This is a genomic window from Catellatospora sp. NPDC049609 (assembly GCF_040675365.1).
Classification (GTDB): domain Bacteria; phylum Actinomycetota; class Actinomycetes; order Mycobacteriales; family Micromonosporaceae; genus Catellatospora.
Genome location: NZ_JBFAOU010000043.1, coordinates 24,752 through 51,131, shown reverse-complemented (window position 1 = coordinate 51,131; position 26,380 = coordinate 24,752). Strand labels below are relative to the sequence as shown.

Sequence of the window (26,380 nt, the reverse complement as noted above, 5' to 3'; positions counted from 1 at the left end):
CTGTCCTACAACGGCAGCCTGGCCACCGGCGCGTCCACCGGCATCGGGTTCAACGCCTCGTACAGCGGCACGAACACCAACCCGAGCAACTTCGCCGTCAACGGCGTCTCCTGCGGCCCGATCACGCCCACGGTCAGCCTGGTCGTCTCGCCGACCAGCGTGAGCGTGCCCGAGGGCGGCACCGCGACGTATGCCGTGCGGCTGAGCGCCGCGCCGTCGTCGAACGTCACCGTCAGCACGACGGCCGGCTCGGGTGACGGCAACCTCACCGTGTCGTCGGGCGGCAGCCTGACCTTCACGCCGTCGAACTGGAACACCAACCAGATCGTGACGCTGGCCGCGGCCGAGGACACCGACACCACCAACGGCACCCGGCCGTTCACCGTCGCGGCGAGCGGCCTGACCTCGGTCACCGTCAACGCGACCGAGGCCGACAACGACTCGATCACGCCGCAGTCGCTGGTGGTCTCGTCGACCGCGGTGAGCGTCCCCGAGGGCGGCACCGCGTCGTACACCGTGCGCCTGGCCACGCAGCCGTCCGGCACCGTCACCGTGACGAACGGGGCGGGCTCCGGTGACACGAACCTCACCGTGTCGTCGGGCTTGACCCTGACCTTCACCGCGTCGAACTGGAACGTCCCGCAGACGGTGGTGCTGGCCGCGGCGCAGGACTCCGATACCACGAACGGCACCCGCCTGATCACGGTGTCGTCCAGCGGGCTGAGTTCGGTCACCGTGACCGCGACCGAGGCCGACGACGACACGATCACGCCGCAGTCGCTGATCGTCACGCCGACCGCGGTCAACGTGCCCGAGGGCGCGACCGCCGTGTACGCGGTGCGCCTGGCCGCGCAGCCGTCCGCCAACGTCACCGTCACCAGCACCGCGGGCACCGGTGACACCAGCATCACCGTGTCGTCGGGCGCGAGCCTGACGTTCACCACGTCGAACTGGAACACCAACCAGAACGTCACCCTCGCCGCGGCGCAGGACGCCGACAGCACCAACGGCACCCGGCCGATCGCGGTCGCGTCCAGCGGGCTGACCTCGGTCACCGTCACCGCGACGGAGGTCGACGACGAGAACACGGCCAACGCCTACATCACCGAGTTCACCACGCAGTACAACAAGCTGAAGGACCCCGCCAACGGCTACTTCTCGCCCGAGGGCATCCCGTACCACTCGATCGAGACGCTGATCGTCGAGGCGCCCGACCACGGCCACGAGACGACGTCGGAGGCGTTCAGCTTCTGGATCTGGCTGGAGGCGCAGTACGGCCGGATCACCGGCAACTGGACGCCGTTCAACAACGCCTGGAACATCACCGAGCAGTACATCATCCCGTCGGCCGCCGCCCAGCCCGGCCAGAGCACGTACAACCCGGCCGACCCGGCCGACTACGCCCCCGAGGCGCTGACGCCCAACGGGTACCCGGTGCCGCTGAGCACCAGCGTGGTGGCCGGTCAGGACCCGCTGGCCAACGAGCTGCAGAGCACGTACGGCAACCGCAACCTCTACGGCATGCACTGGCTGCTCGACGTGGACGACGTGTACAAGTACGGTACCGGCCGTACCGGCGCGGAGTGCGGCGACAGCACGCAGCGGGTGACGTACATCAACACGTTCCAGCGTGGACCGCAGGAGTCGGCGTGGGAGACGATCGGGCACCCGTCCTGTGACACGGGCCGGTTCGCGAACTTCCCGTCGCTGTTCATCCAGGGCTCCAGCACCGGGCAGTGGCGCTACACCAACGCCCCGGACGCCGACGCCCGCGCGGTGCAGGCGGCGTACTGGGCGCTGCAGTGGGCCACGGCCCAGGGCAACCAGTCGCAGATCTCGGCGACCGTGGCCAAGGCCGCGAAGATGGGCGACTACCTGCGGTACTCGATGTACGACAAGTACTTCAAGAACCCGGGCTGCACCTCGCCCTCGTGTGCCGCGGGCAGCGGCAAGAGCAGCAGCAACTACCTGCTGTCCTGGTACTACGCGTGGGGCGGCGACATCGCCGGGGCGTGGTCGTGGCGCATCGGCTCCAGCCACAACCACCAGGGCTACCAGAACCCGATGGCGGCGTGGATCATGTCGCCGTCCGGCCCGACCGCGCTGCGCCCGCTGTCGCCGACGGCCGCGACGGACTGGAACACCAGCCTCAACCGCCAGCTCGACTTCTACCTGTGGCTGCAGTCGGCCGAGGGCGCCATCGCCGGTGGCGCGACGAACAGCTGGAACGGCGACTACTCGGCGCCGCCCGCAGGCACGCCGACGTTCTACGGCCTGGCGTACGACGTCAAGCCGGTCTACCACGACCCGCCGAGCAACCAGTGGTTCGGCTTCCAGGCGTGGTCGCTGCACCGCGTCGCGGAGCTGTACTACGCCACCGGCAACGCCAAGGCCAAGCAGATCTTGGACAAGTGGGTCGCCTGGGCGGTCTCGCAGACCACTCTCGGCTCCGGTTCGAACTTCACCATCCCCGGTGACATGACCTGGTCCGGTGCGCCGTCCGGCAACTTCAGCGGCGGCACCGTGGCGGCCAACCCCGGCCTGCACGTGTCGGTCATCAAGACCAGCAGCGACGTCGGCGTCGCGGCGGCGTACGCCCGTACGCTGACGTACTACGCGGCCAAGGAGGGCAACACCACCCTCGGCAACTCGGCCAAGGCCACCGCGAAGGGCCTGCTGGACCGGCTGATCATGCTCAAGGCGAACTCCGCCAAGGGCATCGTGGTGCCGGAGACCCGCGAGGACTACAACAGGTTCGACGACGTGTGGAACTCCTCCACGCAGACCGGCCTGTACGTCCCGTCGGGCTTCAGCGGCACCATGGGCACCGGCGTGCCGATCAACTCCAGCTCGACGTTCATGAGCATCCGCCCGTTCTACCAGACCGACCCGGCCTGGCCGGCGGTCCAGTCCTACCTGAACGGCACCGGCCCGGCACCGACCTTCACCTACCACCGGTTCTGGGCTCAGGCGGACATCGCCATGGCGTTCGCCGACTACGGCAGCCTGTTCCCCGCCGGCTGACCCACCCCGCCCGCCCCGGCCCTCCCGGCCGGGGCGGGCCCCGTCCTCTCTGTGTTGATCATGAACTTGTGGACGTGTTCGACGGCGTGTCACCACCCTGGCACCGTGATCGATCCGGGTGGCCGAGCACAGCCGTCGCACGGGTGTGCGAGAGTGCCTGCCGTGGATGTGGGGGAGTTCTGGTGGCTCGTCGAACGGTCGGTGCGCGAATGCACCGGGCGGCGGGCACGCGCGACGTGGCTGCAGGAGCGGCTGGCCGGCCGCGGCACGCGCGACATCCTCGACTTCGAGGTCCATCTCGACGACGCCTCCGACCGGGCGATGACCTGGCTGATGTGGGGCGCCGCCTGCCGCATCGTCGGACCGTGCAGCGACGACAGCTTCCACTACCTGCGCAACTGGCTGATGACCCTGGGCCGGGACGCGTTCGAGCGGGTCGTCGCCGATCCTGACGCGCTGGCGCTGCTGCCGCAGGTGCGCCGCCTGGCCGCGCGGGACCGCGCCGCCTGGCGGCCGGACGAGTGGCCGGAGTGGGAAGAGCTCGACTACGCGGCCGGAGAGGCCTTCGAGGGCGTACGCGGCGCGGGCGCCAACATCTACCGCGCCGTCGAGCAGCACCGGGCCCACCCGCGACTGCCCACCCTGCAGGACGAGCGCTGGGACATCGCCGACCCGGCCGAGGCCGCCCGCCGCCTGCCGCAGCTGACCAGGCTGTTCGCGCGGAGCACGCCGCCCGCCCCGGACCGCGCGGTGGCCGTGCCCGGCCGGCACGGCGAGCCGCCGGTGGCGGAGCAGATCCCCGGCCAGCTCGTCATCCCCGGCCTGCCCGGCGACGAGGGCAGCCGGCCGGCTTGACATCGTCTGGCATGGTGCCCGGCAAGGCGGGTACCGCAGCAGAAAGCCCATTTAGCAGCACCGGGAGGCGCCAGTGACGGACAGTACGGACAAACCCGACGGTGGGGCGGGCACGCCGGACACGCCCGGCACCGAGGGAGGCGGGGCGGACGCACCCGGCACCGGGGACGGCGCGACGCCGGCGGACGGCGGTAGCTCGCTGGCGCTGTGCATCGCCCTGGGCGTCGCGTTCGGGGCGGCGTTCGGGGTGGCGCTGGACAACCTGGCGATGGGTGTCAGCATGGGCGTCGTCATCGGCGTGGTGATCGGCGTCATTATCCAGGGGCGGCGCCGGCGCGGGCCGCCGTCGGACTGAGGTGCGGCCCGTCGGCCGGGCGCCGGTGCCCCGCCGCCGTGCCGTCGAGCCGTGCCGCAAGTCCATGATCAACGGGGCGGGGTGGCGGTGGGGTGGCGGTCGAGCAGGGAGGTGGCGGCGGCGACGGCCAGGATCACGGCGGTCGAGGCCGCGCCCAGTGCCAGCGGGCTGAGCACGGGCACCGCTGCCGCCAGCAGCGCCAGCGCGGCGATGCCGGCCAGGTGCGGCCAGGGCGTGCGGCCGGTCAGTGCCCGCTGGAACAGGCCCACGCCGAGCAGGAAGAGCGCGGGCCCGCCGAGCACGGTGGCCGCGGTCGCGGCGTCGGTGTGCCCGGAGGGGTGGGACAGGGTCAGCTCGTCGCCGACGGCGGTGACGATGATGCCCGCCACCATGATCACGTGGAAGTAGTCGTACGCGGTGAGCGCGAACAGGCTGGGCGTCTCCAGCCGGGAGATGTGCTCCTTGCCCGCCTCCGCGGTGCGGTGGAAGTAGACCCACCACAGCCCGGCGCTGCCCAGGAACGCCACGGTGAACGCGGCGATGGTGGCCGGTGTCGCCGCGAGGCCCGCCGCCGTGGCACCGGTGACCAGGATCGACTCGCCCAGCGCGATGATGATGAACAGCTGGCAGCGCTCGGCGAGGTGGCTGCCGGAGATCGCCCACACGCTCGGCGCGGAGCGGCCCAGGCCGGGCAGCCGGAACCCGGTCATCGGCGCGATGTACTCGACGACCACAGCGGCGGCCCACAGCGCCGTGCGGGCGTGCCCGGTGGCGGCCGCGCCGGCCAGCCACAGCGCGCCGGTCATCATGAACCACAGCAGCACCCGGACGAAGTTCGTGCGCAGCTCCGGGCGGCCGCGTGAGGCGGCGACCATGAACGCCGTGCGGCCGACCTGGATGGTGACGTACGCGACGGCGAACGTCCAGCCCAGGCTGCCGTACGCGTCCGGGATCGAGGCCGACATGACGAGGCTGACCAGCATGACCGCGAGCAGCAGCAGCCGCACGGGCGCCCGGTCGGGGTCGAACCAGCTGCTCACCCACGAGGTGTAGAGCCAGGCCCACCAGACCGCGAGCAGCAGGAGTGCGGTGCGCAGCGCGCCGACCGGATCGAGGTGCTCCAGCAGCGCGTGCGACAGCTGGGTGACCGCGAACACGAAGACCAGGTCGAAGAACAGCTCGACCGGGGTCGCGCCGCGGTCCTCGTGGCTCCTGAGCAGGTCGTTGCCTGGTCCCATACCGCTCATTGTGGACGGGTGCGGGGGCGGGTCCGGGAAAGTGCGCCGAACCGGGAATTGAGTCGACCCGACTCAAGTTTCACCGGATGCCGGCCCGCGCGGGCCGGTGACAGAGGACTGAGGAGAACTGACAGTGAGCAACCTGACGCTGTGGACTCGGCGCGACCCGTTCGCGCAGTTCGACGCCCTGGTCCGGGAGGCCTTCGGCCCGGTCGCGACCCGACCGGCCGTGTTCAGCCCGGCCGCCGAGCTGACCCGCGACGGGGTGGACGCGGTGATCCGCCTGGAGCTGCCCGGCATCGATCCGGCCACCGACGTGGCCGTCGAGGTCGACCGCGGCCGCCTGCTGGTGCACGGCGAGCGCCGCGACGAGCGCGCCGACGGCGGGCACGGCCTGCGCGAGGTCCGCTACGGCGCGTTCCGGCGCAGCTTCCGGCTGCCGGGGCACGTGACGGCGGACGCGGTCAGCGCGTCGTACGACGCGGGCGTGCTGAGCATCCGGCTCGCCGGGGCGTACGCGGGCGCCGACCCGCGCCGCATCGCGGTCACGACAGCGCACCCCGCCACCCCGCTCCCGGTCATCACGCCCGAGCAGCCCACGGCCGAGCAGCCCACGGCCGAGTAGGGCCGCGCGGCCGACCGCATGGAGCACGAGCGTGGCCGTGGTCTACCGCGGCCACGCCCACTGCGCTCGGCCCGCCCGGCGGCCCAGGGTTAGGAAGGGCACCTTCTACAACGCATAGCGTTAAGAAGGTGCCCTTCCTTTCAGGCGGGGCGGAGTTCCAGGAGGAAGGCCTCGGCGGGGCGCAGGGAGGGCGCCAGCAGGCCGTGGGCGGCCAGGGCCGCGCCGGTGAGGACGAGGTCGGGCTGCCAGGGGCGGCCGTGCAGGTGCGGGCCGGGCAGCTCGGGCAGCAGGGACACGCGGTAGCGGGTCGCCGGGTCGAGGCCGGGCAGGCGCAGGCGGGTGCCGCCGTCGCGGGTGCTCGCGGTCAGCTGCGCGTACGCGAACAGCGCGTGCCCGCCGTCCGGCGCGACCACGCCGTACACGTGCGCTGACGGGTCGGGGTGGTCGGCGCGCACGGTGCGGCCGGTGTGGATGAGGCCGCGCAGCCGCCGGTACGCGCCGATCCAGGCGGCGAGCTGCGTGCGCTCGTCGTCGGTGCACGAGGTGATGTCCCACTCGATGCCGGCGTGGCCGAACAGGGCGGTCACGCAGCGGAAGGCCAGCGAGGTGGCGCGCCCGTTGGTGTGCGAGACGGGCGGGCCGACGTGGCAGCCGACCAGCTCCGGCGGCAGCAGCAGGCCGGTCCAGCGCTGGATGTGCTGCCGCTCCAGGGCGTCGTTGTTGTCCGAGCCCCACACCCGGTCGGTGCGCGCCAGCACGCCCAGGTCGACGCGGCTGCCGCCGGACGAGCACGACTCGATCTCCAGGCCGGGGTGCCGCCGCCGCAGCGCGTCGAGCAGCCGGTACACCGCAGTGGTCTGCGCGTGCACGCCCGCGCCGCCGCCGTGCACGGCCTCGACCAGGTCCCGGTTGTGGTCCCATTTCAGGTACGCCGGGCGGTACTCGGTCACCAGCGCGTCGAGGCGGTCCAGCAGGTAGGTGAAGACCTCCGGGCGGGCCACGTCGAGCACGTGCTGCCAGCGCTGCTCGTCGGGCAGCCGGCCGGGCGCGGCCAGCACCCAGTCCGGGTGCTCGCGGGCCAGGCGCGAGTCCGGGTTGACCATCTCGGGCTCCACCCACAGCCCGAACTGCATGCCGAGCCGGCGCACCTCGTCCACCAGCGGGTGCAGGCCGTCGGGCCAGACCTGCGGGTCGACGTACCAGTCGCCGAGGCCGGCCCGGTCGTGGCGGCGGCCCAGGAACCAGCCGTCGTCGAGCACGAACCGCTCCACGCCCAGCTCCGCCGCCGTGCGGGCGAGCGCGGTCAGCTTGCCGAGGTCGTGGTCGAAGTAGACGGCCTCCCAGGTGTTCAGGGTGAGCGGCCGGGGCGTGGCCGGGTGCGACGGGCGGGCGCGCAGCCAGCCGTGCAGCGCCGCGGACAGCCCGTCCAGCCCCGCTGACGAGTACGCGAAGTGCGCCCACGGGCTCTCGTACGTCTCGTCCTGCGCCAGCCGCACCTCGCCGGAGTCGAGCAGTTCGCCGCCGCCGAGCACGCCGTCGCGCTCGGGCAGGCGCTGGGCCAGGTGCTGGTGGTTGCCGCTCCAGCCGACGTGCACGCCCCACACCTCGCCGTGCCCGAAGCCGAAGCCGGGCGCGCCCACCACGAACAGCGGCGGCGCGCCGAAGCCGGTGCGGCCGCGGCGGCTCTCGTGCGCGATCGTCTGGTCGCCGAACAGGCTGCGCTGCGGGACGCGCTCGCGCGACCAGCGGCCGGTGAAGTCGAGCAGCTCGCCCGCCTGGGCGGGCACCGGCAGCAGGCACAGCAGGCTGTCCAGGTGCCACGTGCCCGGCGCGGTGTTGGTGACGGCGTGCCGCAGCCGCAGCAGGCCCTGGGGGGTGAGCTGGAGCTCGGTGCGCACCGTCACGCCTGCCGTCGGGTCGTGCGCGACGGCGGCGAGGGTGCCGCCGCCGTCCGGATCGGCCACGACCGACACCGGGGCGGCGAGGACGAGCCGCAGATGGCCCGGGCCGCCGTCGCGGTGGCCGGACACGCCGGGCCGCCCGGCCCAGCGGTCGTACTGCGTCGGCAGCAGCGGGACCGTCGGCGGCACCGCGTTGCCGCCCGCCTCCTGCGCGGCGAGCAGCTGGCCCAGCAGGTCCGGGTCGGTCTCACCGAGAGGAGCGCCCCAGTGCAGGACCCGGGGCAGCCGGGGCCCGGCGATGTCGAGCACGAGGGACACGCCCTCGGCACGCAGCGCCACGAGTTCGGAGTCGGCCATCGATTTCCCACCCGTTCAAACGAAATCCAACACGACCGGACGGCGTCGAGCGTAGGGACGTCGGCGGTGATCGTCAACGGGCGGTGAAGGCGAACTCCCCGTACTCCGCGGTGCGGGTGAAGCCCAGCCCTGCGTAGAGGGCCAGCGCGGCGGCGTTGTCGGCCTTCACGTTCAGCGTCACGTGGTCGACCGTGTCCAGCAGCCGCCGGCACAGCGCCGCGACGGCGCCCCGGGCCAGGCCCTGCCCGCGCGCGTCCGGATGCGTGGTGACGTTGCCCAGCGCCGCCACCCGGTACTTCGGCGACCACACGTGCACCCCGGCCACGGCCAGCAGCACGCCGTCGCGGCGCACGCCGACATACTGCCCGGTCTCCAGCATCCGGGCGTCGAACCAGTTCTCCGGGTACGCGACCGCGTACAGCGCCAGCACCTCGGCCAGGTCGGCCGGGCCGAGCGCGCCGCCCAGCGGGGCAGCCCCGGCCGGCGCGGTGTGGTCGGTCAGCGCCATCTTCAGATGCGGGCCGCCGGGCACCGCGTCGAAGCCGTCCGCGAGCACCAGCTCCGCGCCCGGTGACAGGTGGGCGTAGAAGCGGCGCGGCAGCAGCGGGGCCAGCGCCGCCAGCAGGGCGTGCGAGGCGCGCGGTGCGCGGTCGAAGGCCAGCAGCGTCGGCATCCCGCCGCCGTGGTACATCAGCGCCACCGCGTCGTCCAGGCGATACCAGCTCGTGTACGGCCAGAAGAAGTCGTCGAGGTCGCCGAGCTGGTACGCGTGCAGCGCGGGATCGCCGCCCAGCAGCCCGGCCAGCTCGCCCCGGTCGTGGACGCTGTGCAACGGCATACCCGATGATCACATGCGCCGCCGCCGCCGCCCCTCCCGGGTGGACACTGGAACGGTGATCGTCGTCGGCACCTCCGGCTGGCAGTACCGCGACTGGCGCGGCCCGTTCTACCCGAAGGGCCTGCCGCAGCGCCTCTGGCTGCGCCACTACACCGAGCAGTTCGACACGGTCGAGGTCAACAGCGTCTTCTACCGCCTGCCGCCGCGCGACACCTTCGCCCAGTGGCGCGACCAGCTCCCCGACGGCTTCCTGATGGCGGTCAAGATGAGCCGCTACCTCACCCACATCAAGCGCCTGCGCGACCCGGCCGAACCCGTCGCCCGCTTCCTCGGTGTGACCGGCGCCCTCGGCGACCGCCTCGGCCCCGTCCTGCTCCAGCTCCCGCCCACCCTGCGCGCCGACCCGGCCGCGTTGGACGCGGTGCTGCGCTGCTTTCCCGACGGCGTACGCGTGGCCGTCGAACCCCGCCACCGCTCCTGGTGGACCGACGAGACCCGCGCCGTGCTCGGCGCCCACGACGCCGCCCTGTGCTGGGCCGACCGCCTCGGCCGCCCGGTCACCCCGCTCTGGCGCACCGCCTCCTTCGGCTACCTCCGCCTGCACGAAGGCCGCGCCACGCCACGCCCCCGCTACGGCCGCGCCGCCCTGGACTCCTGGCTCGCCCGCATCACCGACACCTTCCCCGCCACGTCCCCGGTCTACGTCTACTTCAACAACGACCCCCACGCCGCCGCCGTCCACGACGCGTACGCCCTGAAAGGAAGGGCACCTTCTTAACGCCATGCGTAGCGGAAGGGCACCTTCTTAACGCCTTGACCCAGCTCGCGACGTATAGGCGGCCGGACCTCGCCGCCGGTCCACCGGACCGTGCACAGGCCGCAGCCCTGGACGTGATGACGTCCAGGGCTGCGCGGCACCGGTGGGTCAGGACTTGGCGCTGCTGAGCGACAGCGGGTCGGCCGGGGCCTTGGCCTTGGCCGCCTCCATCTTCGCGCCCAGCTCCTTGAGGTCAGCGCGGCTCATCTTCTTGCGCACCTCGGGGAACCACTCCTGCTCCTCCTCCTCGACGTGGTGGCGCACGTTCTCCATCAGCACCATCATCTTGGCGTCGAAGCGCTCGTCACGCGGGTCGGCCTCCTTCAGCTCCGACAGCATCCAGGCCACCACGTGGTGCTCCTCGACGCTCTCCAGCACGTGCTCCTTGGTCTCCGGGACCGCCTTGCGGGCGGTCGGGTAGAACAGCGTCTCCTCGATGTACGCGTGCGTGGTCAGTTCCTTGATCACCTCGTCGACGATCTGGCGCTTCTTGGCGTACGCCGTGTCGCCGGCCTTCTCGAACTGCTTGAACAGCTTCTCGACGACCTTGTGGTCGTCCTTGAGCAGCGCGATCGCGTCCTGGCCGACGGCGGTGGCCGGCATCGACTTCTTGCCCTGCGGCGACTTGGCCCGCGCGGTCGCGGTCTTGGCCGTCGCGGTGCTCTTCGCCGCCTTGGCCGTGGCGGTCGTCTTCGCGGCCTTCGCCGTCGCGGTCTTCGCAGCCGCGGTGGTCTTCGTGGCCGCGGTGCTCTTCGCCGCCTTGGTGGCCTTCTTGGTGGCGGTGGTGGCCTTGCTCTTGCCGGTGCCTGCGGTCTGGGTCATGGTTCCTCCCGAGGTGGATCACGTCCGTCGAGATGACATCTACCCGAAGGTGCGCGGCGATAGTCATGGATTGCACAGATCCGGTGGTATCGGTGGCTACGCGGGCTCCGCCACGCCGCCGCGGCGCGACGCCGGTCGGCCCGCCCGAGCGGGGTCGGCCGGCGTCGCCAGGCGCTCTAGGAGGGTGCCCTTCCTTTGCGGAGGGTGGACAGGTCGATGAGGCGGTTGAGGTCGGCGGTGGTGAGCAGGCCGACGAGGATGCCCTGGTCGATGACGAGGGCGGGGAGGCGGGAGGAGACCACGCTGCGGGCGGCTTCGTCGAGGGGGGTGTCGGGGGACAGCACGGCGAGGCGCTCCAGCGGGATGCGTACGTCGCGCAGCGTCGCCTCCGGGCGGCGGGCCTCGGGGACGCGGGCCATGGCGAACAGGGTGACCAGGCCCGCGGGGCGCCCGTCGGGGTCGAGCACCGGGTACGCGTCGGCGGGGCGCTGGGCGGCGGCGACGTCGGCGAAGTCGGTGAGGCGCTGGGTGACGTAGCCGCTGACGGGCGGCGGGATCATCGCGTCGCGGACGGCGAGCCCGGCCAGCGCGCCGCGCAGCCGCGCGTCCGCCTGCTCGGCCTGGCCCGCGAAGAGCAGGAACCAGCCGAGCAGCACCAGCCACAACCCGCCGAAGTCGGCGGCCCACACGATCTGCAGCGTGCCGGCGGCGATCAGCAGGGCGCTGACGACCATCCCGGTGCGGGCGGCGGCGCGGGCGGCGAAGGCCCGGTCGCCGCGCCACCACCAGAGGGCGGCGCGCAGCACGCGGCCGCCGTCCAGGGGCGCGCCGGGCAGCAGGTTGAACACGGCGAGCACGGCGTTGACCAGCGCCAGCCAGCCCAGCGCCACCCAGACCAGCGGGGCCAGGCCGGTGAGGTAGAGCCCGCCGGCGGCGGCGCCGAACACGGCCGCGGCGCCGAGGCTGGCCAGCGGCCCGGCGATGGCGACGAGCAGGTCGGCGCGGGCGTGCGGTGGCTCGGCCTCCAGCTCGGCGACGCCGCCCAGCAGCCATAGCGTGATCCGTTTGACGGGTACGCCGTAGTGGCGGGCCACGACCGCGTGGCTGAGCTCGTGGGCGAGCAGGGACAGCAGGAAGAGCACGGTGACCGCGGCGGCGGCGGTCCAGTACGCCCCGGTGGACACGCCGGGCGCGCCCGCGGGCAGCACGGCGGTCGCCAGCCCCTGGCCCAGCAGCAGCATGATCACCAGGACCGACCAGTGCACGCCGACCGGGATGCCGGCGATGCTGCCCAGCTTCAGCGTCGGCCGCATGCCGTCCTCCTCGCCCACCCATCATCCCTCGTGACGCCACCCGGGAGGGATCTTGCGCGGGTGGCTCCCGTGCTGCCCGATCCGGCCGGGTCGCCGGCCACATCGCCCGCAAGATCGCGGATCGGCCGATGGCGGGGGAGAATGAGGGCGTGAAGCTCGTGCTGGCGGGGGACACGATGCTGGGCAGGTGTGTCGCGGAGCGGCTCACCGTGGGCCAGGCGGGGTACCAGGAGATCGTCACCGAGGCCGTCCGCGAGCTCACCGCCGGGGCCGACCTGTGCGTGGTCAACCTGGAATGCTGCATCTCGGACCGGGGCGAGCCGTGGCCCGCGCCGGGCAAGCCGTTCTTCTTCCGTGCCCCGCCGCGTGCCGCGGGGCTGCTGGCCTGGCTCGGCGTGGACTGCGTGACCCTGGCCAACAACCACGCGCTCGACTTCGGCGTGCCGGCGCTCACCGACACCCTGGACCACCTGGCCCGCGCCGGGATCGCGGTGACCGGGGCCGGGGCCGACCTGGCCCAGGCCCGCGCCTGGCGGCTGCTGGAGGCGGGCGGGCTGCGGGTGGGCGTGCTCGGCGTCACCGACCACCCCGAGGACTTCGCCGCCACCGAGCTCGGACCCGGCGTGGCGTACGCGGACCTGCGGCATGGCGTGCCGGGGTGGCTCACCGACCTGGTGGCCGAGATGGCCGGCCAGGTCGACGTGGCCCTGGTGACGCCGCACTGGGGGCCGAACATGACCCCGGGCCCGGTGGAGCACGTACGCGAGGCCGCGGCGCGGCTGCTGGAGGCGGGCGCGACGCTGGTGGCCGGGCACTCGGCGCACGTGTTCCACGGGGTGCACGGCCCGGTGCTGTACGACATGGGCGACTTCGTGGACGACTACGCGGTGGACCCGCGGCTGCGCAACGACCTCGGGCTGCTGTTCGAGGTGACCGTCGACGAGCAGGGGCCGGTGTCGGCCGAGGCGGTGCCGCTGGCGCTGGACTTCACGCGCACCCGGCTCGCGGTGCCGCACGAGGCGCAGTGGATCGGCTGGCGCTTCGGCAAGGCGTGCGCCGAGCTCGGCACCCAGGTCACGACCACGGACGACGGCCGGCTGCGGGTGCCGCTGCGCTGAGGGCGGCCCGCTTTGCTCTGCTTACGGATACGCGCCAGCTCGGGTGCGTATTCGTAAGCAGAGCAAAGCCGCTCGGCCAGGTTTACCGAACGGCCCCCGCGGACACCTCAGTGCCAGTGCACCACCCCACACTGACCTCTTTGGAGTAACCATGTTCGCGATCATCGCCGCGATCTGCTTCGGGTTCGCGCTGCTACTGGACCTGCTCGGCGAGAGCCTGGAGCCGCTGTTCACCCCCGGCACGCTGACCATCCTGGGCCTGCTGTTCGTCGCGCTGCACCTGGCCGGCTTCGCCACCGCCGTGCGCGGGCGCAACTGGCGTCGGCGGTAACACGGACCCCCGCCTGTGTCGGTCAGGGGCGCAGGCGGGCCCGCACGACCAGATCGTGCAGGGCGTCGGCGGCGGCCGGCTGCTGCGGCAGCCCGGTCGCCGCCTTCGCTTCGGTGAGCTCGGCGCGCAGCCGGACCGCATCGGCCATGATCACATCGGGTCCGGGCAGCCCCGGGTCCACCCCGAGGCGGCGGTGCTCACCCTGGAGCTTGGCCGCGATCAGCTCCGGCACGTAGGGCAGTTTCGCCTCGGCGTACAGCAGGTTCAGGTCGGCCTGGACCTGCCCGGTGCGCATCAGGTGCAGCCCGGTGGCCAGCACCCGCAGCAGGTACAGGGCCGGCTTGAGCTCGCCGGTCTTCGCGAACAGCTTCTCCGACGACTCCGAGAAGCCCAGGTAGTGGGCGCCGTAGCCGGCGTTCAGGCAGCTCGGCACCAGCGACAGCAGCTCCTCGTGCACCGGCGAGCTGCGCACCACCAGCGGCGAGGTCACCTGCTCCAGCACGTCGCCGCTGCGGCCCAGCAGCAGCCGGCAGCACTTGGCCAGGTCGTGGGTGACCAGGTCCAGCTCGACGCCGTCCCGGTCGCCGGTGTGGGTGATCGTCTCCGGGCCGCGCCGCAGCCCGGCCACCTCCGCGATGGGCAGCACGTGCGCGGCGCGCAGGTCCACATCGGAGTCCACCGAGGCGAACCCGTACAGGTGCGCGCCGCTGACCGTCGCGAAGACCAGCGGGTACGGCTGCTCGTCGGCGACCGCGCCGGCCCAGTCCGGCACAGTGACCGTCATCGCAGGCCCAGGGCGTGGATCTGGCCCGCGCGGGTGCCGACGTAGATGCGGCCCTTCCACACGGCCGGGGTCGACTCGATGCACAGCCCGGGCTTGATCTTCCACAGCGGCTTCGGCGCCGCCGACGTGTCGGCGACGTCGAACGCGTGCAGGTAGCCCCGGCTGCAGTCACCGATGACCAGCACGTCGTCGACGATCACCGGCGAGCCGTGGCCCAACCCGGCGAGCTTGTAGCGCCAGCGGACCTCGCCGCTCATCCGGTCGATGCCGAGCAGCTCGCCGCCGTGCGTACCGTAGATCACGATGTCCTTGTGCAGTGCGACGGTGCTGTAGATGCCCGCGGGCTTCGTGGCGTGGTCGTCGACCTTCCACACCACCGGGTCGTCGGGCTTGCTCGGGTCGAGCTTCATCATCTGGCCCATCGCCTTCGAGCGGGCGTTGCCCTTCTCGTACTGCGAGCCGACGTACAGCATGCCCTGCTCGTCGGAGACGATCGAGCCGTCGGTGTCGTCGCCGGTCCAGAAGCGCAGCACCCGCTTGGGCTTCCTGCCCTCCTTGAGCCCGCTGATGTCCCAGCCCTGCACCAGCCCGGCCGAGTTGGCGAAGTAGATGGTGTTCCCGGTGACGTTGACCGAGTTCTCGATGGACACGGTCTGGTGCCCGGCGTCCTTGAGCAGCTGGGAGTCCCAGCCCGGGGTGTGCCAGACCAACTCCGGCCGCACCGTCACCTTGCCCTGCGCGTCGTACTCGCGGTTGAGCTTGAGCACGTGGAACTGGCTGTTCTCGCCGCCCTCGAACACGTAGTCGTCGATGACGATCGGGGAGCTGTCCCAGTCGTTGTTCCACATCGTCGGCTTGACCGCGTACGCGTCGAGCTTGAACAGCTCCTTCGGCTTGTCCCGGTCCATCGCGATGACGCGGAAGAAGTTGTCCCGCGAGCCGGTGTAGAGCAGCGGGAACCCGTCGGGGTCGACGGTCACCGAGCCCTTGATGATGTCGCCGGTGGGGAAGTCGGGCAGGATCCGCTCGCCGGTCTCGGCGTCGAGGAAGTGCACGTTGCCGTCGTACGCGCCGAACACCAGCCAGGTGCGCCCGTCGCGCTCGAACACCGCGGGCTGGCCGGTCCAGCCCATGCCGCACCACAGCCGCACGCCGGTCTCGTCCTTGGAGTTGCGGCACATCTGGCCCGACTTCGGGAACTTCCACAGCTGCTCGGGCTGCGTCTTGGGCATCGGCCCGGTGCCGTAGAAGGTGCGCGTCGGGTTGCCGCGGAAGGTGAGCAGGCCCTGCACCTTCTCGCCCCACGGCTTGCCCGAGTTGGCGGGGTCGTGCCAGCCGGTGAACGCGGCCGACCCCGGCTGCGGCGACGGCGTGCCACCGGACGCGGCCGCCGACGGCGGCACGAACGAGGGCTCCGGCGCGGCCGAGTCGCAGGCGGCTGCGGTGAGCGCGAACAGGGCGGCGGTGAGCACGGCGAGGCGGCGGCCGAGGGGTCGGGTCACGCGCGTCAGTATCCGTGACGACCGTCCGTCGCCGTAAGGTCACCCGACCGGAGCGGGGCGCTCACCGAACGGCGGAGCCCAGCCCTTCCTCGCGTACGCCCACCAGGAACGCGTCCACCACCGCCCGGTCCGGCTCGGCGGGCAGCACGCTGTCGGCGGCCGCCGCCGCGAGCTCCTTCGAGCGCTGCTCGGCCAGCGCCGACACCTCGGCGAACGGCACCTCGCCCCGCTTGACCGACAGCAGCAGCTCCCGCTCGTCGGCGACGTCGACCAGCACCTGCCCGGTGCGCAGCACGTGCGCCCCGGCCCGCAGCAGCCGCAGCATGTGCATGGCCTGCTTCCAGCGCACCTCGCCGGTGCGCTCGCGGTGCGCGCGCAGCTTCGCGAACTGGTCCGCGGCGTACCGGCCGTAGGTGTCGGCGGCGCGCTGCGACAGGAACGCGCCGCGCACCGCCAGCAGCCGCTCCCCGGTCGGCGTCAGCAGCTCCACCAGCGGCGACCACAGGCACTCCAGCACCGTCGGGTTGGCGGTCAGCGCCAGCGTGCACAGCCGCTCCACCTCCCACGAGAACTGCTCCTCGGCCGGCCCGTCGACGTGCGTCGGCGGCTTGTCCAGGCCCCAGAACAGCCGGGTCGGCGCGACGAACACGCCGCGGCGGTCGGTGTCGGAGGCGGGGCCCGCGAGGCCGTACGCCCGCGAGCCCACCACCACCGACAGGATGCTGTGCTCGGTGACGAGCCGCTCGTCCTCCATCGCTAGACGACGATCTCGGCCTCGGTCGCGAACTGGTCGATCTCGGTCAGCTCGGCGTCCGTGAAGTGCAGGTTGCCCAGCGCCGCGATGTTGTCCTCCAGCTGCGCCACGCTGGACGCACCGATGACCAGGCTGGTCATCCGCTCGTCGCGCAGCGCCCAGGCCAGCGCGAGCTGCGCCAGCGACTGCCCGCGCCGCCGCGCGATCGCGTTGAGGCCGTCGACCTTCGCCCGGTTGCTCGGGGTCAGCGCGTCCTCGTTGAGGAAGCGGCTGGTGCGGATGCGCGAGTCGTCCGGCACGCCCTTGAGGTAGCGGTCGGTGAGCAGGCCCTGCGCCAGCGGCGAGAAGGCGATGCAGCCCGCGCCGACGGTCTCCAGCGTGTCCAGCAGCTGGTCGCGCTCGGTCCAGCGGTTGATCATCGAGTACGACGGCTGGTGGATGAGCAGCGGCGTGCCCAGGTCCTTCAGGATCGCGGCCGCCTCCAGCGTCTGCGCCGACGTGTACGACGAGATGCCGACGTACAGCGCCTTGCCCGCGCGCACGGCCGCGTCCAGCGCGCCCATCGTCTCCTCGAGCGGCGTCTGCGGGTCGAAGCGGTGCGAGTAGAAGACGTCGACGTAGTCCAGGCCCATCCGCTGCAGCGACTGGTCCAGCGACGCGGTCAGGTACTTGCGCGAACCCCACTCGCCGTACGGCCCCGGCCACATGTCGTAGCCGGCCTTCGTCGCGATGACCAGCTCGTCCCGGTACGGCTTCAGGTCCGTGGCGAGCATCCGGCCGAAGTTCAGCTCCGCCGCGCCGGGCGGCGGGCCGTAGTTGTTGGCCAGGTCGAAGTGGGTGACGCCGAGGTCGAACGCGCGCCGCACGATGTCTCGCTGGCGCTCCCAGGGGCGCTCGTGGCCGAAGTTGTGCCACAGTCCCAGCGAGATCGCGGGCAGCTTCAGCCCGCTGCGGCCACTGCGGCGGTAGATCATGTCGTCGTATCGCTTCGGCTCTGCCACGTACGTCATGACGATCAGCCTAGTGGGGGTGCCGGACACCGATGGCCGCACCCGGACCGGCCCTGCGGGGGCTAGGCTGCCCGGACATGTCATCGGTCCGTCCTCGGCCACGCGCTGCGGCACGCACAGACGGTGCACGGCAAGCGCGTGTGGACCGATTGAACCGGGCCGCCGGCCGGCCGGGCGGCGTGCGGGCCGCGCGTCGGTGCCTCAGACCACCTCGTACCCGAGCATCAGCACCCCCGTGCTGGTCGGGGTGCAGCCCACCAGGTTCAGCCGCTGGGGCCGGGGCAGGTCGCGGAACAGGCGCTTGCCGGTGCCGATCAGCAGCGGGTGCAGGAACAGCTGGTAGGCGTCGACCAGGTCGCGCGCCATGAGCTCCTGGACCAGCACGCCGCTGCCCAGGACGGCGATGGTGCCCTCACCTGAGGCTTTCAGCTCCTGGACCGCGGGGACCAGGTCCCCGTCGATGATGTGTGCGCCAGGCCAGCGCACGTCGGTCAGGGTGCGGGTGGCGACGTGCTTCGGGGTGGTGTTGAGGTGCGCCGCCATCGGGTTCTCGGCGGGCTGGTGCGGCCAGAAGGCCGCCATCTTCTCGTACGTCCGGCGGCCGAACAGGTACGCCGTCGTCGCCTTGAGCCCCTCCGCCGCGGCGGAGGCCTGGGCCTGGTCGAAGTACGCGGCGGACCAGCCGCCGTGCGCGAAGCCGCCGTCGCGGTCCTCGTCCGGCGACCCGAGCCCCTGCATGACCTCGTCGAGGGTGATGAACTCGATCACGGTGAGCGTGCGCATGCCGTCTCCTTCCCGCACGTGGCCGGATCCGCACCGGCCCTCGTCACCCATACGAACGGCGGCCGCCCGGATCGACAGCGTTGCGGAGGCGGCGGCCGATGACGTGATCGCGGTCACCCTGAGGGTCCGTCGAGGCGGTTCGCACAGCAAGCGCGCCAGCGCGGTGGTCGGCGGTAGTCCATTGCCGAACGGCATCATCCGCGCTGCTCAGGGGCAGGGTCCGCCGCTGCTCCGGGGCCGGCGTCACGAGTGAGCCACCGTGCCGCTCACACCAAGAAAATTAGCAGCTCCCAGCCCTTTGCGGTATCGGCCGGCGGAATGATCGCGCAGCCGGATGCGACTGGCTAATTTGGCCCGGTTGCTCCGAAACAGAATGGGGGATTCTGTGCGCGTTTCACACGAAGCGGCCGTTGACCAGGAGACCGGCGACCTCGGTGCCGGCCCGCTGCGGAAGCTGATCCGCCGCGGGCTCGTGCCGCAGACGCGATCCCAGCGGTTGCTGGCGCTCGCGACGTTCGTCAACATGATCGGCACCGGCGTGTTCATGGTCAGCGCCGCGCTGTACTTCACCCGCGTGGTCGGGCTGCCGCTGGCCCAGGTCGGCCTGGGCATGGGCCTGGCCGCGGGCGTCGGCCTGCTCGCGGGCGTGCCGGTCGGGCGCATCGCCGACCAGCGCGGGCCGCGCGAGGTGTACCTGGCGATGCTGGTCGTCCAGGGCGCGGCCATGGCGGCGCTGGTGTTCGTCCAGACGTTCTGGCTCGTCCTCGTCGCGCTGTGCGTGGGGGAGCTCGCCCGCTCCGCCGGCGGCGCGGCCCGGGGGCCGCTGGTCCGGGGCTACGGCGGCGGCCAGCTCACCCGCTTCCGCGCCTACCTGCGCTCGGTGGCCAACCTGGCCGGGAGCTGCGCCGCGGTGGCGACCGGCTTCGCGGTGCAGGCCGACACCCGCACGGCGTACCTGGCGCTGGTGGCCGCGAACGCGCTCAGCTTCGTGGCGAGCGCCGCCATCGTCATGCTGCTGCCGTCGCTGCCACCCGTGCCCGCGCCGCCGAGCGAGGGCCGCTGGCCGGTGCTCAAGGACCGTGGGTACGTGGCGTTCGTGCTGCTTGACGCGGTCATGTCGGTGCACCACCAGGTTCTGATCTTCGCGCTGCCGCTGTGGATCGTCGGGCGCACCGACGCGCCCCGGTGGACCGTCGGGCTGACGGCGCTGGTCAACACCGCACTGGTGGTGATCCTCCAGGTGCGGGCCAGCCGCGGGGTCGACGACGTCACCACGGCGGGCCGGGCCATGCGCCGGTCGGGGGTCGCGTTCATCCTCGGCATGGCCGCGATCGCGGCGGCCGCGGGGGCGCCCGGCTGGGTCGCCGTCGCGCTCATCGTCGTCGGCGTGGTCATCCACACGGTGGGCGAGCTGTGGCACACGGCCGGGTCGCTGGAGCTGCGGTTCAGCCTGGCGCCGGCGCACGCCCAGGGCCAGTACACCGGGCTGTTCGGGATGGGCACCGGGGCGGCGGGCGTGGCGGCTCCGTCGATCCTGGCCCTGTGCTGCATCACCTGGGGCGTGCCCGGCTGGCTGCTGCTCGGCGCGGTGTTCGTGGTGGTGGGCCTGCTCACGCCCCGGATCGTCCGCTGGGCCGAGCGGAACCGCTCGTGGTCCCCGCAACCGGCCTGACGCAAGGTCGCCGCCGCGACTTCACGGCGCTCGGCGGCGCCCGGTGACGGAGCACCGGGTGCCTGCCGCGTCGCGGCAGAAGCTGGTTCAGCGGGTACGCCGAAATTGCGCCACGACCCGGGTCGGTGCTCGATAACATCGCCCGCCGTAGGGCCGGAGGGAGGCTGTTCGGGATGAGGTTGCGGGGATTCGAGCCGGAGGACGCGGACACGGTCGCGGGCTGGCCGGAGTCGGCGGAGGAGTGCCGGCGCTGGTGCTCGCGTGACGCGGTGTCGGCCGAGGTCGTGGCGGGCTGGGCGGCGACGGCGGACGTCTACGCGTACGCGCTGGTCGAGGGCGAGGAGCTGGTCGGCTACGGCGAGCTGTGGCGCGACGACGAGGAGGGCGAGGTCGAGCTGGCCCGCCTGATCGTGGCTCCCGCGCACCGGGGCCGCGGGCTCGGACGCCACCTGGTGTCCCGGCTGACCGAGCTGGCCCGCGAACACCACCCGGCCGTGTTCATGCGGGTGCACCCGGACAACACCACCGCGCTGCGCTGCTACACCGGGGCGGGCTACACCCGCGTCCCGCAGGAGCAGGCCGACGCGTGGAACAGCGCCCAGCCGGTGCCGTACACCTGGCTCACCTGGTCCGCGCGGGCCTGAGGAGGCGGCGTGGCCTGCGAAGATCGCTGTTTCCGGTCGAGAAGTAAGACTGCACCACACTTTCCGACCGGAGACAGCGATCTCCGCCGCCGGCCCCGCGACCGCGGGCCCGCGACCGCCGGCCGCTGGCGGGTCAGGGGGTCGGTAGGGGGGTCTCGATCGTGGCGGTGACGGGGCCGACGCGCAGGACGCCGTCGTTCAGCGGGGTGCACCGGATGCCGCCCCTGCCGCGCAGGGCGCGCCACGCGCCGGGGCCGATGGTCACGTCCATCCAGGCGCACGGGTTCGCCGGCCGCTGCACCTTGAGGCGGACCGGCCCGTCCCCGCTGTCCAGCACGAGCACCGACCCGACCAGGGCGTCCACGTCGATGCCGGCGGTCAGGATGTTGCGCCGCACCTGCGCCAGGCCGGTGCCCTCGGGCAGCGACTCCTGCGCGATCACCGTCACGGTCGCGTCGCGGTGGGCCTGCTTGGCGAAGTAGCGGTCGCCGACGATGCCGAGCGCGGCGCGGATGCGCACCTCCTGGACCAGCTCGCCCGGCGGGGCCGGGGCGGGGCCGTCGGCCGGGCGGCCCTGGAACCGGCGGACGGGCGAGGCCAGCAACTGCACGATCTGCGGCACAGCGCCGATTGTACGGAGGCGGTGACCGGGGGAATCCGGTTGTCCGGCACCGGTGCCGCGCCTACCGTGACATCCGTGCCGACGGATATCGAGTGGTGGCAGGGGCGACGCAGGTCCCCGCAGGAGAAGAAGGCGCTGAGCTACGCCAAGGATCGGCGCAACGACTACGGCGAGAACGACAAGAGCTCCCGCAAGAGCATCCGCCGCAACAAGCGCACGCCGAACCGGGCCGACCGGCACCGCGAGCGCCAGGTGCTGTGGGACGCGACCGGTCCGGCCGTCGAGCCGGAGGCGGCCGAGCAGGTCGAGGTCCGGCTGTACGTGAAGAAGTCCAGGTGGATGTCCATGCGCTGGCGCAAGTGCCGGGACACGCCGCTGGCGCGCGACGTCGAATACAAGCTGCGGCGCCGCGCCGAGCTGGGCATGGTCGACGAGGCGGCCGTCGAGGCGCAGGTGGATCGCATCCGCCGCCGCACATAGCGGACTGGGACCGGTCGGTGCGCGCCGACGGAGCTTGACCTCAAGTCGGCTTGAGGTTTTAGCGTCGGTCGACACCGACGCACCCAGGAGTGACCATGCGCGCCATCCGGCAGTACGAGTTCGGCCCCGCCGAGAACCTGCGCTACGAGGAGGTCCCGGACCCCGTGCCCGGCGACGGCCAGGTGCTGATCGAGGTCGAGGCGGCAGGCGTACACCTCATCGACACCACGATCCGCGCCGGCGGGGCGGTGCCGTTCCCGCTGCCCCAGCTGCCGATGACCCCCGGTCGTGAGGTCGCCGGGCGGGTGGCGGCGACCGGTCCGGGCGTGGATCCCGCCTGGCGGGGCCGCCGCGTCGTCGCCCATCTCGGCATGGCCAGCGGCGGGTACGCCGAGCGCGCCGTCGCCGGGGTCACGTCCCTGCACGAGATCCCGGAGCGGCTGAGCGCGCCCGCCGCCGTGGCCATGATCGGCACCGGGCGGACGGCGGTCGGCGTGCTGCGGCTGGCGGGGCTGCGCGAGGGCGACGCGGTGCTGGTCACCGGCGCGGCCGGCGGCCTGGGCACGCTGTTCGTGCAGGCGGCCCAGCGGGCTGGGGCGCTGGTCGTCGGCGCGGCGGGCGGGCCGGACAAGGTGGCCCGGGTGCTGTGCAACGGCGCGGACGTCGCCGCCGACTACAACGAGCCGGGCTGGGCCGACAAGGTCCGCGCCGAGCTGGGGGAGCGGGACCTGACCGTGGTGCTGGACGGCGTCGGCGGCGCGGCGGGCCGGGCGGCCCTGGAGCTGCTCGCCCCGGCGGGCCGCTTCCTGATCTTCGGCTGGTCCGCCGGCAGTGCGACCGAGATCACCACGCAGGACCTCTACGCCCGGGGCATCACCGCGTCCTCGGCGCTCGGGCCCGCGATGCTCAAGGTCGTCGGCGGTCTCCGCCCGCTGGAGGAGCAGGCCCTGCGCGAGGCCGCCGAGGGCTGGTTCACCCCCGCGATCACCGAGTTCCCGCTGTCCGGGGCCGCCGCCGCCCACCACGCCCTGCAGACCCGGGCCACCGTCGGCAAGGTCGTCCTCCTCCCTTGATCATTCGACTTGCCTGGCACATGGGCGTATCGCGGCGCCCGATACGCCCATGTGCCGGGCAGGTCGCGCGATCATGAGCTGGGGAGATCGACACTCGGCCGAGCGGAGTGGCATAGGTTACGGTGCGGAAACACGAGGGCTGGTAGCGTGGGCGGTGCCGGCACACCCGTGTGGGAGAGACCGCGTGCAGCGGCGCCGAAGGGGCAATTCCTCCCCGGAACCTCTCAGGCACCCGGACCACAACGGGCATGGCGACTCTGGAGCGACGCCGCGACAGAGGGGGAGGACCTAACACGTCCTCGACCCCGGAGTCTCACATGAGCGCTTTCGTCGAACGTCACATCGGCCCCGGTCCCGACCAGACCGAGCGCATGCTCAACGCCATCGGGTACTCCTCGATCGAGGAGCTGATGGACGCCGCCATCCCCGAGGTGATCCGCTGGCACGGGGCGCTGGACCTGCCCGTCGCCGCCACCGAGGCGGAGACCATCGCCGAGCTGCGCGCCTTCGCCGCCCGCAACACCGTGGCCACCTCCATGATCGGCCTGGGCTACTACGGCACGCACACCCCCGGCGTGATCAAGCGCAACGTGCTGGAGAACCCGGCCTGGTACACGGCGTACACGCCGTACCAGCCGGAGATCAGCCAGGGGCGGCTGGAGGCCCTGCTCAACTTCCAGACCGTGGTCACCGACCTGACCGGCCTGGCCACCGCCAACGCCTCGATGCTGGACGAGGGCACCGCCGCCGCCGAGGCGATGACGCTGGCCCGCCGCGCGGCCAAGAGCAAGAGCAACGTGTTCGTGGTCGACGCGGACACCCTGCCGCAGACCATCGACGTGATCACCACCCGGGCCGAGCCGCTCGGCATCGAGGTGCGGGTGCTCGACCTGGACACCGAGCCGCTGCCGGCGGAGTTCTTCGGCCTGCAGCTGCAGTACCCGGGCGCCTCCGGCGCGCTGCGCGACCACGCCGCGCTGATCGAGGCCGCGCACGCCCGGCAGGCCCTGGTCTCGGTCGCCGCCGACCTGCTGGCGCTGACCCTGGTCCGCGCGCCGGGCAGCATCGGCGCCGACATCGCCTGCGGCAGCGCCCAGCGCTTCGGCGTGCCGATGGGCTTCGGCGGCCCGCACGCCGGCTACCTGGCGGTGCGCACCGGGCTGGAGCGCTCGCTGCCCGGCCGCCTGGTCGGCGTCTCCAAGGACGTCGACGGCACCCGGGCGTACCGGCTCGCCCTGCAGACCCGCGAGCAGCACATCCGCCGCGAGAAGGCGACCAGCAACATCTGCACCGCGCAGGTGCTGCTCGCCGTCATGGCCAGCATGTACGCCGTCTACCACGGCCCGGACGGGCTGCGGCGGATCGCCCGCCACGCGCACGACAGCGCGAGCCGCCTGGCGGTCAGCCTGCTCACCGGGGGCGTGGAGATCGCGCACACGGCGTTCTTCGACACCGTCACGGCGGTCGTGCCGGGCCGCGCCGAGACCGTCGTCGCCGCGGCCGAGCAGGCCGGGATCAACCTGTGGCGGATCGACGCCGACCGGGTCGGGATCTCCTGCGACGAGACCACCACGGTCGCGCACCTGAAGGCGGTGTGCGCCGCGTTCGGCGTGGAGCTGGCCGAGCCGCGCGAGGCCACCGCGATCCCGGCGCACCTGGCCCGGGACACCGAGTTCCTGACCCACGAGGTGTTCCGCAGCCACCACTCCGAGACGGCCATGCTGCGCTACCTGCGCCGCCTGTCCGACCTGGACTACGCGCTGGACCGGGGCATGATCCCGCTGGGCTCGTGCACCATGAAGCTCAACGCCACCACGGAGATGGAGGCGGTCACCTGGCCGGAGTTCGGCCAGCTGCACCCGTTCGCGCCGCGGCACCAGACCGCCGGTTACCGCGACCTGATCGCGCAGCTGGAGGCCTGGCTGGCCGAGGTCACCGGGTACGACGCGGTCAGCGTGCAGCCCAACGCCGGTTCGCAGGGCGAGCTCGCGGGCCTGCTGGCGATCCGGGCGTACCACCGCGCCAACGGTGAGGCGCACCGCGACGTGTGCCTGATCCCGTCCAGCGCGCACGGCACGAACGCGGCCAGCGCCGTGATGGCCGGCATGCGCGTGGTCGTGGTGGCCTGCGACGACTCGGGCAACGTGGACCTGGTCGACCTGGACCGGGCGATCGAGAAGCACCGCGACGACCTCGCCGCGATCATGGTCACCTACCCGTCGACGCACGGCGTGTACGAGACCGGCATCGCCTCGCTGTGCGCGAAGGTGCACGAGGCGGGCGGCCAGGTGTACGTCGACGGCGCGAACCTCAACGCGCTGGTCGGCTTCGCCAAGCCGGGCAAGTTCGGCGCGGACGTTTCGCACCTGAACCTGCACAAGACGTTCTGCATCCCGCACGGCGGCGGCGGCCCCGGCGTCGGCCCGGTGGCGGTGCGCCAGCACCTGGCGCCGTACCTGCCCGGTTCGGCGGACGTGTCGGCGATCAGCGCGGCCCCGCACGGCAGCGCGGGCATCCTGCCCATCCCGTGGGCGTACCTGCGCATGATGGGCCCGGAGGGCCTGGCGGCGGCGACGGGCACCGCGGTGCTGGCGGCCAACTACGTCGCGGCGCGGCTGCGCGAGCACTACCCGGTGCTCTACAGCGGCAACAAGGGCCTGGTCGCGCACGAGTGCATCCTCGACCTGCGGCCGATCACCAAGGCCACCGGCGTGACCGTGGACGACGTGGCCAAGCGCCTGATCGACTACGGCTTCCACGCGCCGACGATGTCGTTCCCGGTGGCGGGCACCCTGATGGTGGAGCCGACCGAGAGCGAGGACCTGGGCGAGCTGGATCGGTTCGTGAACGCGATGATCTCGATCCGTCGCGAGATCGACAAGGTGGCTGCGGGTGAGTGGCCGGCCGGGGACAACCCGCTGGTCAACGCGCCGCACACGGCTGCGATGGTGACCGGGGACTCGTGGGAGCACGCCTACCCGCGGACGGTGGCGGCCTATCCGGGCCTGGCGGGCGCGACCGAGCGCGCCGGGAAGTACTGGCCGCCGGTGCGGCGCATCGACGGGGCGTACGGCGACCGGAACCTGGTCTGCTCGTGCCCGCCGCCGGAGGCGTTCGCCTGAGAGTCAGGACCGCCGGCCCGGGGAGGCGTCTTCGGACGCGGGCTTCGGGCCGGCGCGGCAGATGCGAGAATGGTTTGATCTTCGGGGCGCCTCGTCGCGCCCCGCGGTCCGGTGGGTCAGGTCAGGCCATGGCGTGCACCGCGGGCCCGCGGTGCGGAGCGATGCTCGACCCGTCGGGGAGCAGTTCGCCGGTGTCCTCGAAGACGATGACGCCGTTGCAGAGCAGGCTCCAGCCCTGCTCAGGGAAGGATGCGACGACCTTCGCAGCGTCGTGGTCGATCGCGTCGGCTGAGGGGCAGACCGGTTGGTGCTGGCACAACATCGGGGTTCTCCGCGATTC

General features: G+C 72.6%; 24 protein-coding genes and 1 riboswitch. Of the genes, 12 read left to right on the top strand and 12 right to left on the bottom strand.

Annotated elements, in window-relative coordinates:
* The 3 genes from AB0J67_RS14985 to AB0J67_RS14975 form a co-directional block, all read left to right on the top strand.
* A partial coding sequence (locus AB0J67_RS14985) for a glycoside hydrolase family 48 protein (RefSeq protein ID WP_363481819.1) occupies positions 1–3,024 on the top strand: 3,024 nt, incomplete at its 5' end.
* Between the two features lie 60 nt (positions 3,025–3,084).
* The gene (locus AB0J67_RS14980) at positions 3,085–3,879 is read left to right on the top strand and encodes a DUF4240 domain-containing protein (RefSeq protein WP_363481816.1); all 795 of its coding nucleotides are present in this window, start codon (positions 3,085–3,087) and stop codon (positions 3,877–3,879) included.
* Between the two features lie 73 nt (positions 3,880–3,952).
* The gene (locus AB0J67_RS14975) at positions 3,953–4,234 is read left to right on the top strand and encodes a hypothetical protein (protein ID WP_363481813.1); all 282 of its coding nucleotides are present in this window, start codon (positions 3,953–3,955) and stop codon (positions 4,232–4,234) included.
* Between the two features lie 68 nt (positions 4,235–4,302).
* Here the strand turns inward: AB0J67_RS14975 and AB0J67_RS14970 are convergent, their stop codons facing one another.
* Positions 4,303–5,472: a low temperature requirement protein A gene (locus AB0J67_RS14970; RefSeq protein WP_363481811.1), complete on the bottom strand. Its 1,170-nt coding sequence runs from the start codon at positions 5,470–5,472 to the stop codon at positions 4,303–4,305.
* A 133-nt stretch (positions 5,473–5,605) separates the two neighbouring features.
* Between AB0J67_RS14970 and AB0J67_RS14965 the strand changes: the two genes are divergently transcribed.
* Positions 5,606–6,097: an Hsp20/alpha crystallin family protein gene (locus AB0J67_RS14965; RefSeq protein WP_363481808.1), complete on the top strand. Its 492-nt coding sequence runs from the start codon at positions 5,606–5,608 to the stop codon at positions 6,095–6,097.
* 140 nt (positions 6,098–6,237) lie between these two features.
* Here the strand turns inward: AB0J67_RS14965 and AB0J67_RS14960 are convergent, their stop codons facing one another.
* A complete protein-coding gene (locus AB0J67_RS14960) occupies positions 6,238–8,355 on the bottom strand; it encodes an alpha-galactosidase (RefSeq protein ID WP_363481805.1) in 2,118 nt (705 codons plus the stop codon).
* A gap of 73 nt (positions 8,356–8,428) precedes the next feature.
* Positions 8,429–9,193, bottom strand: a complete 765-nt coding sequence (locus tag AB0J67_RS14955; protein ID WP_363481802.1) for a GNAT family N-acetyltransferase — start codon at positions 9,191–9,193, stop codon at positions 8,429–8,431.
* Between the two features lie 55 nt (positions 9,194–9,248).
* Between AB0J67_RS14955 and AB0J67_RS14950 the strand changes: the two genes are divergently transcribed.
* Entirely contained in the window at positions 9,249–9,971 is a 723-nt protein-coding gene (locus AB0J67_RS14950) for a DUF72 domain-containing protein (protein WP_363481799.1), read from the top strand.
* 147 nt (positions 9,972–10,118) lie between these two features.
* Here AB0J67_RS14950 and AB0J67_RS14945 read toward each other — a convergent pair whose 3' ends face one another.
* Together AB0J67_RS14945 and AB0J67_RS14940 are read right to left on the bottom strand one after the other, a co-directional pair.
* Positions 10,119–10,832 (bottom strand): hemerythrin domain-containing protein, encoded by a 714-nt coding sequence (locus AB0J67_RS14945; protein ID WP_363481796.1) that lies wholly within the window; start codon positions 10,830–10,832, stop codon positions 10,119–10,121.
* 176 nt (positions 10,833–11,008) lie between these two features.
* Positions 11,009–12,163, bottom strand: a complete 1,155-nt coding sequence (locus tag AB0J67_RS14940; RefSeq protein WP_363481793.1) for a site-2 protease family protein — start codon at positions 12,161–12,163, stop codon at positions 11,009–11,011.
* 131 nt (positions 12,164–12,294) lie between these two features.
* Here AB0J67_RS14940 and AB0J67_RS14935 point away from each other — a divergent pair, with 131 nt between their 5' ends.
* Positions 12,295–13,263 carry a CapA family protein gene (locus AB0J67_RS14935; RefSeq protein WP_363481790.1) on the top strand — a complete coding sequence of 323 codons (969 nt, stop codon included), beginning with the start codon at positions 12,295–12,297 and terminating at the stop codon, positions 13,261–13,263.
* Positions 13,264–13,414: 151 nt separating this feature from the next.
* A complete protein-coding gene (locus AB0J67_RS14930) occupies positions 13,415–13,594 on the top strand; it encodes a hypothetical protein (RefSeq protein WP_363481787.1) in 180 nt (59 codons plus the stop codon).
* Positions 13,595–13,616: 22 nt separating this feature from the next.
* Here the strand turns inward: AB0J67_RS14930 and AB0J67_RS14925 are convergent, their stop codons facing one another.
* The 5 genes from AB0J67_RS14925 to AB0J67_RS14905 all read right to left on the bottom strand — a co-directional run bounded on the left by AB0J67_RS14925 (position 13,617) and on the right by AB0J67_RS14905 (position 18,427).
* A complete protein-coding gene (locus AB0J67_RS14925) occupies positions 13,617–14,378 on the bottom strand; it encodes a nucleotidyltransferase domain-containing protein (protein ID WP_363481784.1) in 762 nt (253 codons plus the stop codon).
* A complete protein-coding gene (locus AB0J67_RS14920) occupies positions 14,375–15,880 on the bottom strand; it encodes a PQQ-binding-like beta-propeller repeat protein (RefSeq protein ID WP_363481781.1) in 1,506 nt (501 codons plus the stop codon). The genes AB0J67_RS14925 and AB0J67_RS14920 overlap by 4 nt, the downstream gene beginning before the upstream one ends.
* Before the next feature lie 61 nt (positions 15,881–15,941).
* Positions 15,942–16,634 (bottom strand): nucleotidyltransferase domain-containing protein, encoded by a 693-nt coding sequence (locus AB0J67_RS14915; RefSeq protein ID WP_363481778.1) that lies wholly within the window; start codon positions 16,632–16,634, stop codon positions 15,942–15,944.
* 2 nt (positions 16,635–16,636) lie between these two features.
* Positions 16,637–17,644 (bottom strand): L-glyceraldehyde 3-phosphate reductase, encoded by a 1,008-nt coding sequence (gene mgrA, locus AB0J67_RS14910; RefSeq protein WP_363481775.1) that lies wholly within the window; start codon positions 17,642–17,644, stop codon positions 16,637–16,639.
* Positions 17,645–17,845: 201 nt separating this feature from the next.
* Entirely contained in the window at positions 17,846–18,427 is a 582-nt protein-coding gene (locus AB0J67_RS14905; RefSeq protein WP_363481772.1) for a dihydrofolate reductase family protein, read from the bottom strand.
* Between the two features lie 385 nt (positions 18,428–18,812).
* On the opposite strand from AB0J67_RS14905, the gene AB0J67_RS14900 reads away from it, so the two are divergent.
* Positions 18,813–20,099 carry an MFS transporter gene (locus tag AB0J67_RS14900; RefSeq protein WP_363481769.1) on the top strand — a complete coding sequence of 429 codons (1,287 nt, stop codon included), beginning with the start codon at positions 18,813–18,815 and terminating at the stop codon, positions 20,097–20,099.
* Between the two features lie 173 nt (positions 20,100–20,272).
* Complete coding sequence (locus tag AB0J67_RS14895; protein WP_363481766.1) at positions 20,273–20,743, top strand: GNAT family N-acetyltransferase; 471 nt, start codon at positions 20,273–20,275, stop codon at positions 20,741–20,743.
* A gap of 133 nt (positions 20,744–20,876) precedes the next feature.
* Here AB0J67_RS14895 and AB0J67_RS14890 read toward each other — a convergent pair whose 3' ends face one another.
* A complete protein-coding gene (locus AB0J67_RS14890; RefSeq protein WP_363481763.1) occupies positions 20,877–21,365 on the bottom strand; it encodes a molybdenum cofactor biosysynthesis protein in 489 nt (162 codons plus the stop codon).
* A 75-nt stretch (positions 21,366–21,440) separates the two neighbouring features.
* Between AB0J67_RS14890 and AB0J67_RS14885 the strand changes: the two genes are divergently transcribed.
* The 3 genes from AB0J67_RS14885 (at position 21,441) to gcvP (ending at position 26,040) form a co-directional block, all read left to right on the top strand.
* Entirely contained in the window at positions 21,441–21,845 is a 405-nt protein-coding gene (locus AB0J67_RS14885; RefSeq protein WP_363481760.1) for a hypothetical protein, read from the top strand.
* Between the two features lie 95 nt (positions 21,846–21,940).
* Positions 21,941–22,918, top strand: coding sequence for a zinc-binding dehydrogenase (locus AB0J67_RS14880; protein ID WP_363481757.1), 978 nt, complete (start codon positions 21,941–21,943; stop codon positions 22,916–22,918).
* A gap of 161 nt (positions 22,919–23,079) precedes the next feature.
* Positions 23,080–23,168: riboswitch (glycine riboswitch) on the top strand.
* A 67-nt stretch (positions 23,169–23,235) separates the two neighbouring features.
* On the top strand, positions 23,236–26,040 hold the full coding sequence (gcvP, locus tag AB0J67_RS14875) for an aminomethyl-transferring glycine dehydrogenase (protein WP_363481754.1): 2,805 nt from the start codon (positions 23,236–23,238) through the stop codon (positions 26,038–26,040).
* A gap of 121 nt (positions 26,041–26,161) precedes the next feature.
* On the opposite strand, the gene AB0J67_RS14870 is transcribed toward gcvP, so the two are convergent.
* Positions 26,162–26,359 carry a DUF5999 family protein gene (locus tag AB0J67_RS14870; RefSeq protein ID WP_120321268.1) on the bottom strand — a complete coding sequence of 66 codons (198 nt, stop codon included), beginning with the start codon at positions 26,357–26,359 and terminating at the stop codon, positions 26,162–26,164.
* Between the last annotated feature and the right edge of the window lie 21 nt (positions 26,360–26,380).

Bases quoted from the DNA above. Each gene is read 5' to 3' on its own strand.
- mgrA (WP_363481775.1), bottom strand. From the start codon at position 17,644: ATGACGTACGTGGCAGAGCCGAAGCGATACGACGACATGATCTACCGC.
- AB0J67_RS14895 (WP_363481766.1), top strand. From the start codon at position 20,273: ATGAGGTTGCGGGGATTCGAGCCGGAGGACGCGGACACGGTCGCGGGC.
- AB0J67_RS14880 (WP_363481757.1), top strand. From the start codon at position 21,941: ATGCGCGCCATCCGGCAGTACGAGTTCGGCCCCGCCGAGAACCTGCGC.
- gcvP (WP_363481754.1), top strand. From the start codon at position 23,236: ATGAGCGCTTTCGTCGAACGTCACATCGGCCCCGGTCCCGACCAGACC.
- AB0J67_RS14925 (WP_363481784.1), bottom strand. From the start codon at position 14,378: ATGACGGTCACTGTGCCGGACTGGGCCGGCGCGGTCGCCGACGAGCAG.
- AB0J67_RS14980 (WP_363481816.1), top strand. From the start codon at position 3,085: ATGAACTTGTGGACGTGTTCGACGGCGTGTCACCACCCTGGCACCGTG.
- AB0J67_RS14945 (WP_363481796.1), bottom strand. From the start codon at position 10,832: ATGACCCAGACCGCAGGCACCGGCAAGAGCAAGGCCACCACCGCCACC.
- AB0J67_RS14970 (WP_363481811.1), bottom strand. From the start codon at position 5,472: ATGGGACCAGGCAACGACCTGCTCAGGAGCCACGAGGACCGCGGCGCG.
- AB0J67_RS14915 (WP_363481778.1), bottom strand. From the start codon at position 16,634: ATGGAGGACGAGCGGCTCGTCACCGAGCACAGCATCCTGTCGGTGGTG.
- AB0J67_RS14955 (WP_363481802.1), bottom strand. From the start codon at position 9,193: ATGCCGTTGCACAGCGTCCACGACCGGGGCGAGCTGGCCGGGCTGCTG.
- AB0J67_RS14960 (WP_363481805.1), bottom strand. From the start codon at position 8,355: ATGGCCGACTCCGAACTCGTGGCGCTGCGTGCCGAGGGCGTGTCCCTC.
- AB0J67_RS14930 (WP_363481787.1), top strand. From the start codon at position 13,415: ATGTTCGCGATCATCGCCGCGATCTGCTTCGGGTTCGCGCTGCTACTG.
- AB0J67_RS14905 (WP_363481772.1), bottom strand. From the start codon at position 18,427: ATGCGCACGCTCACCGTGATCGAGTTCATCACCCTCGACGAGGTCATG.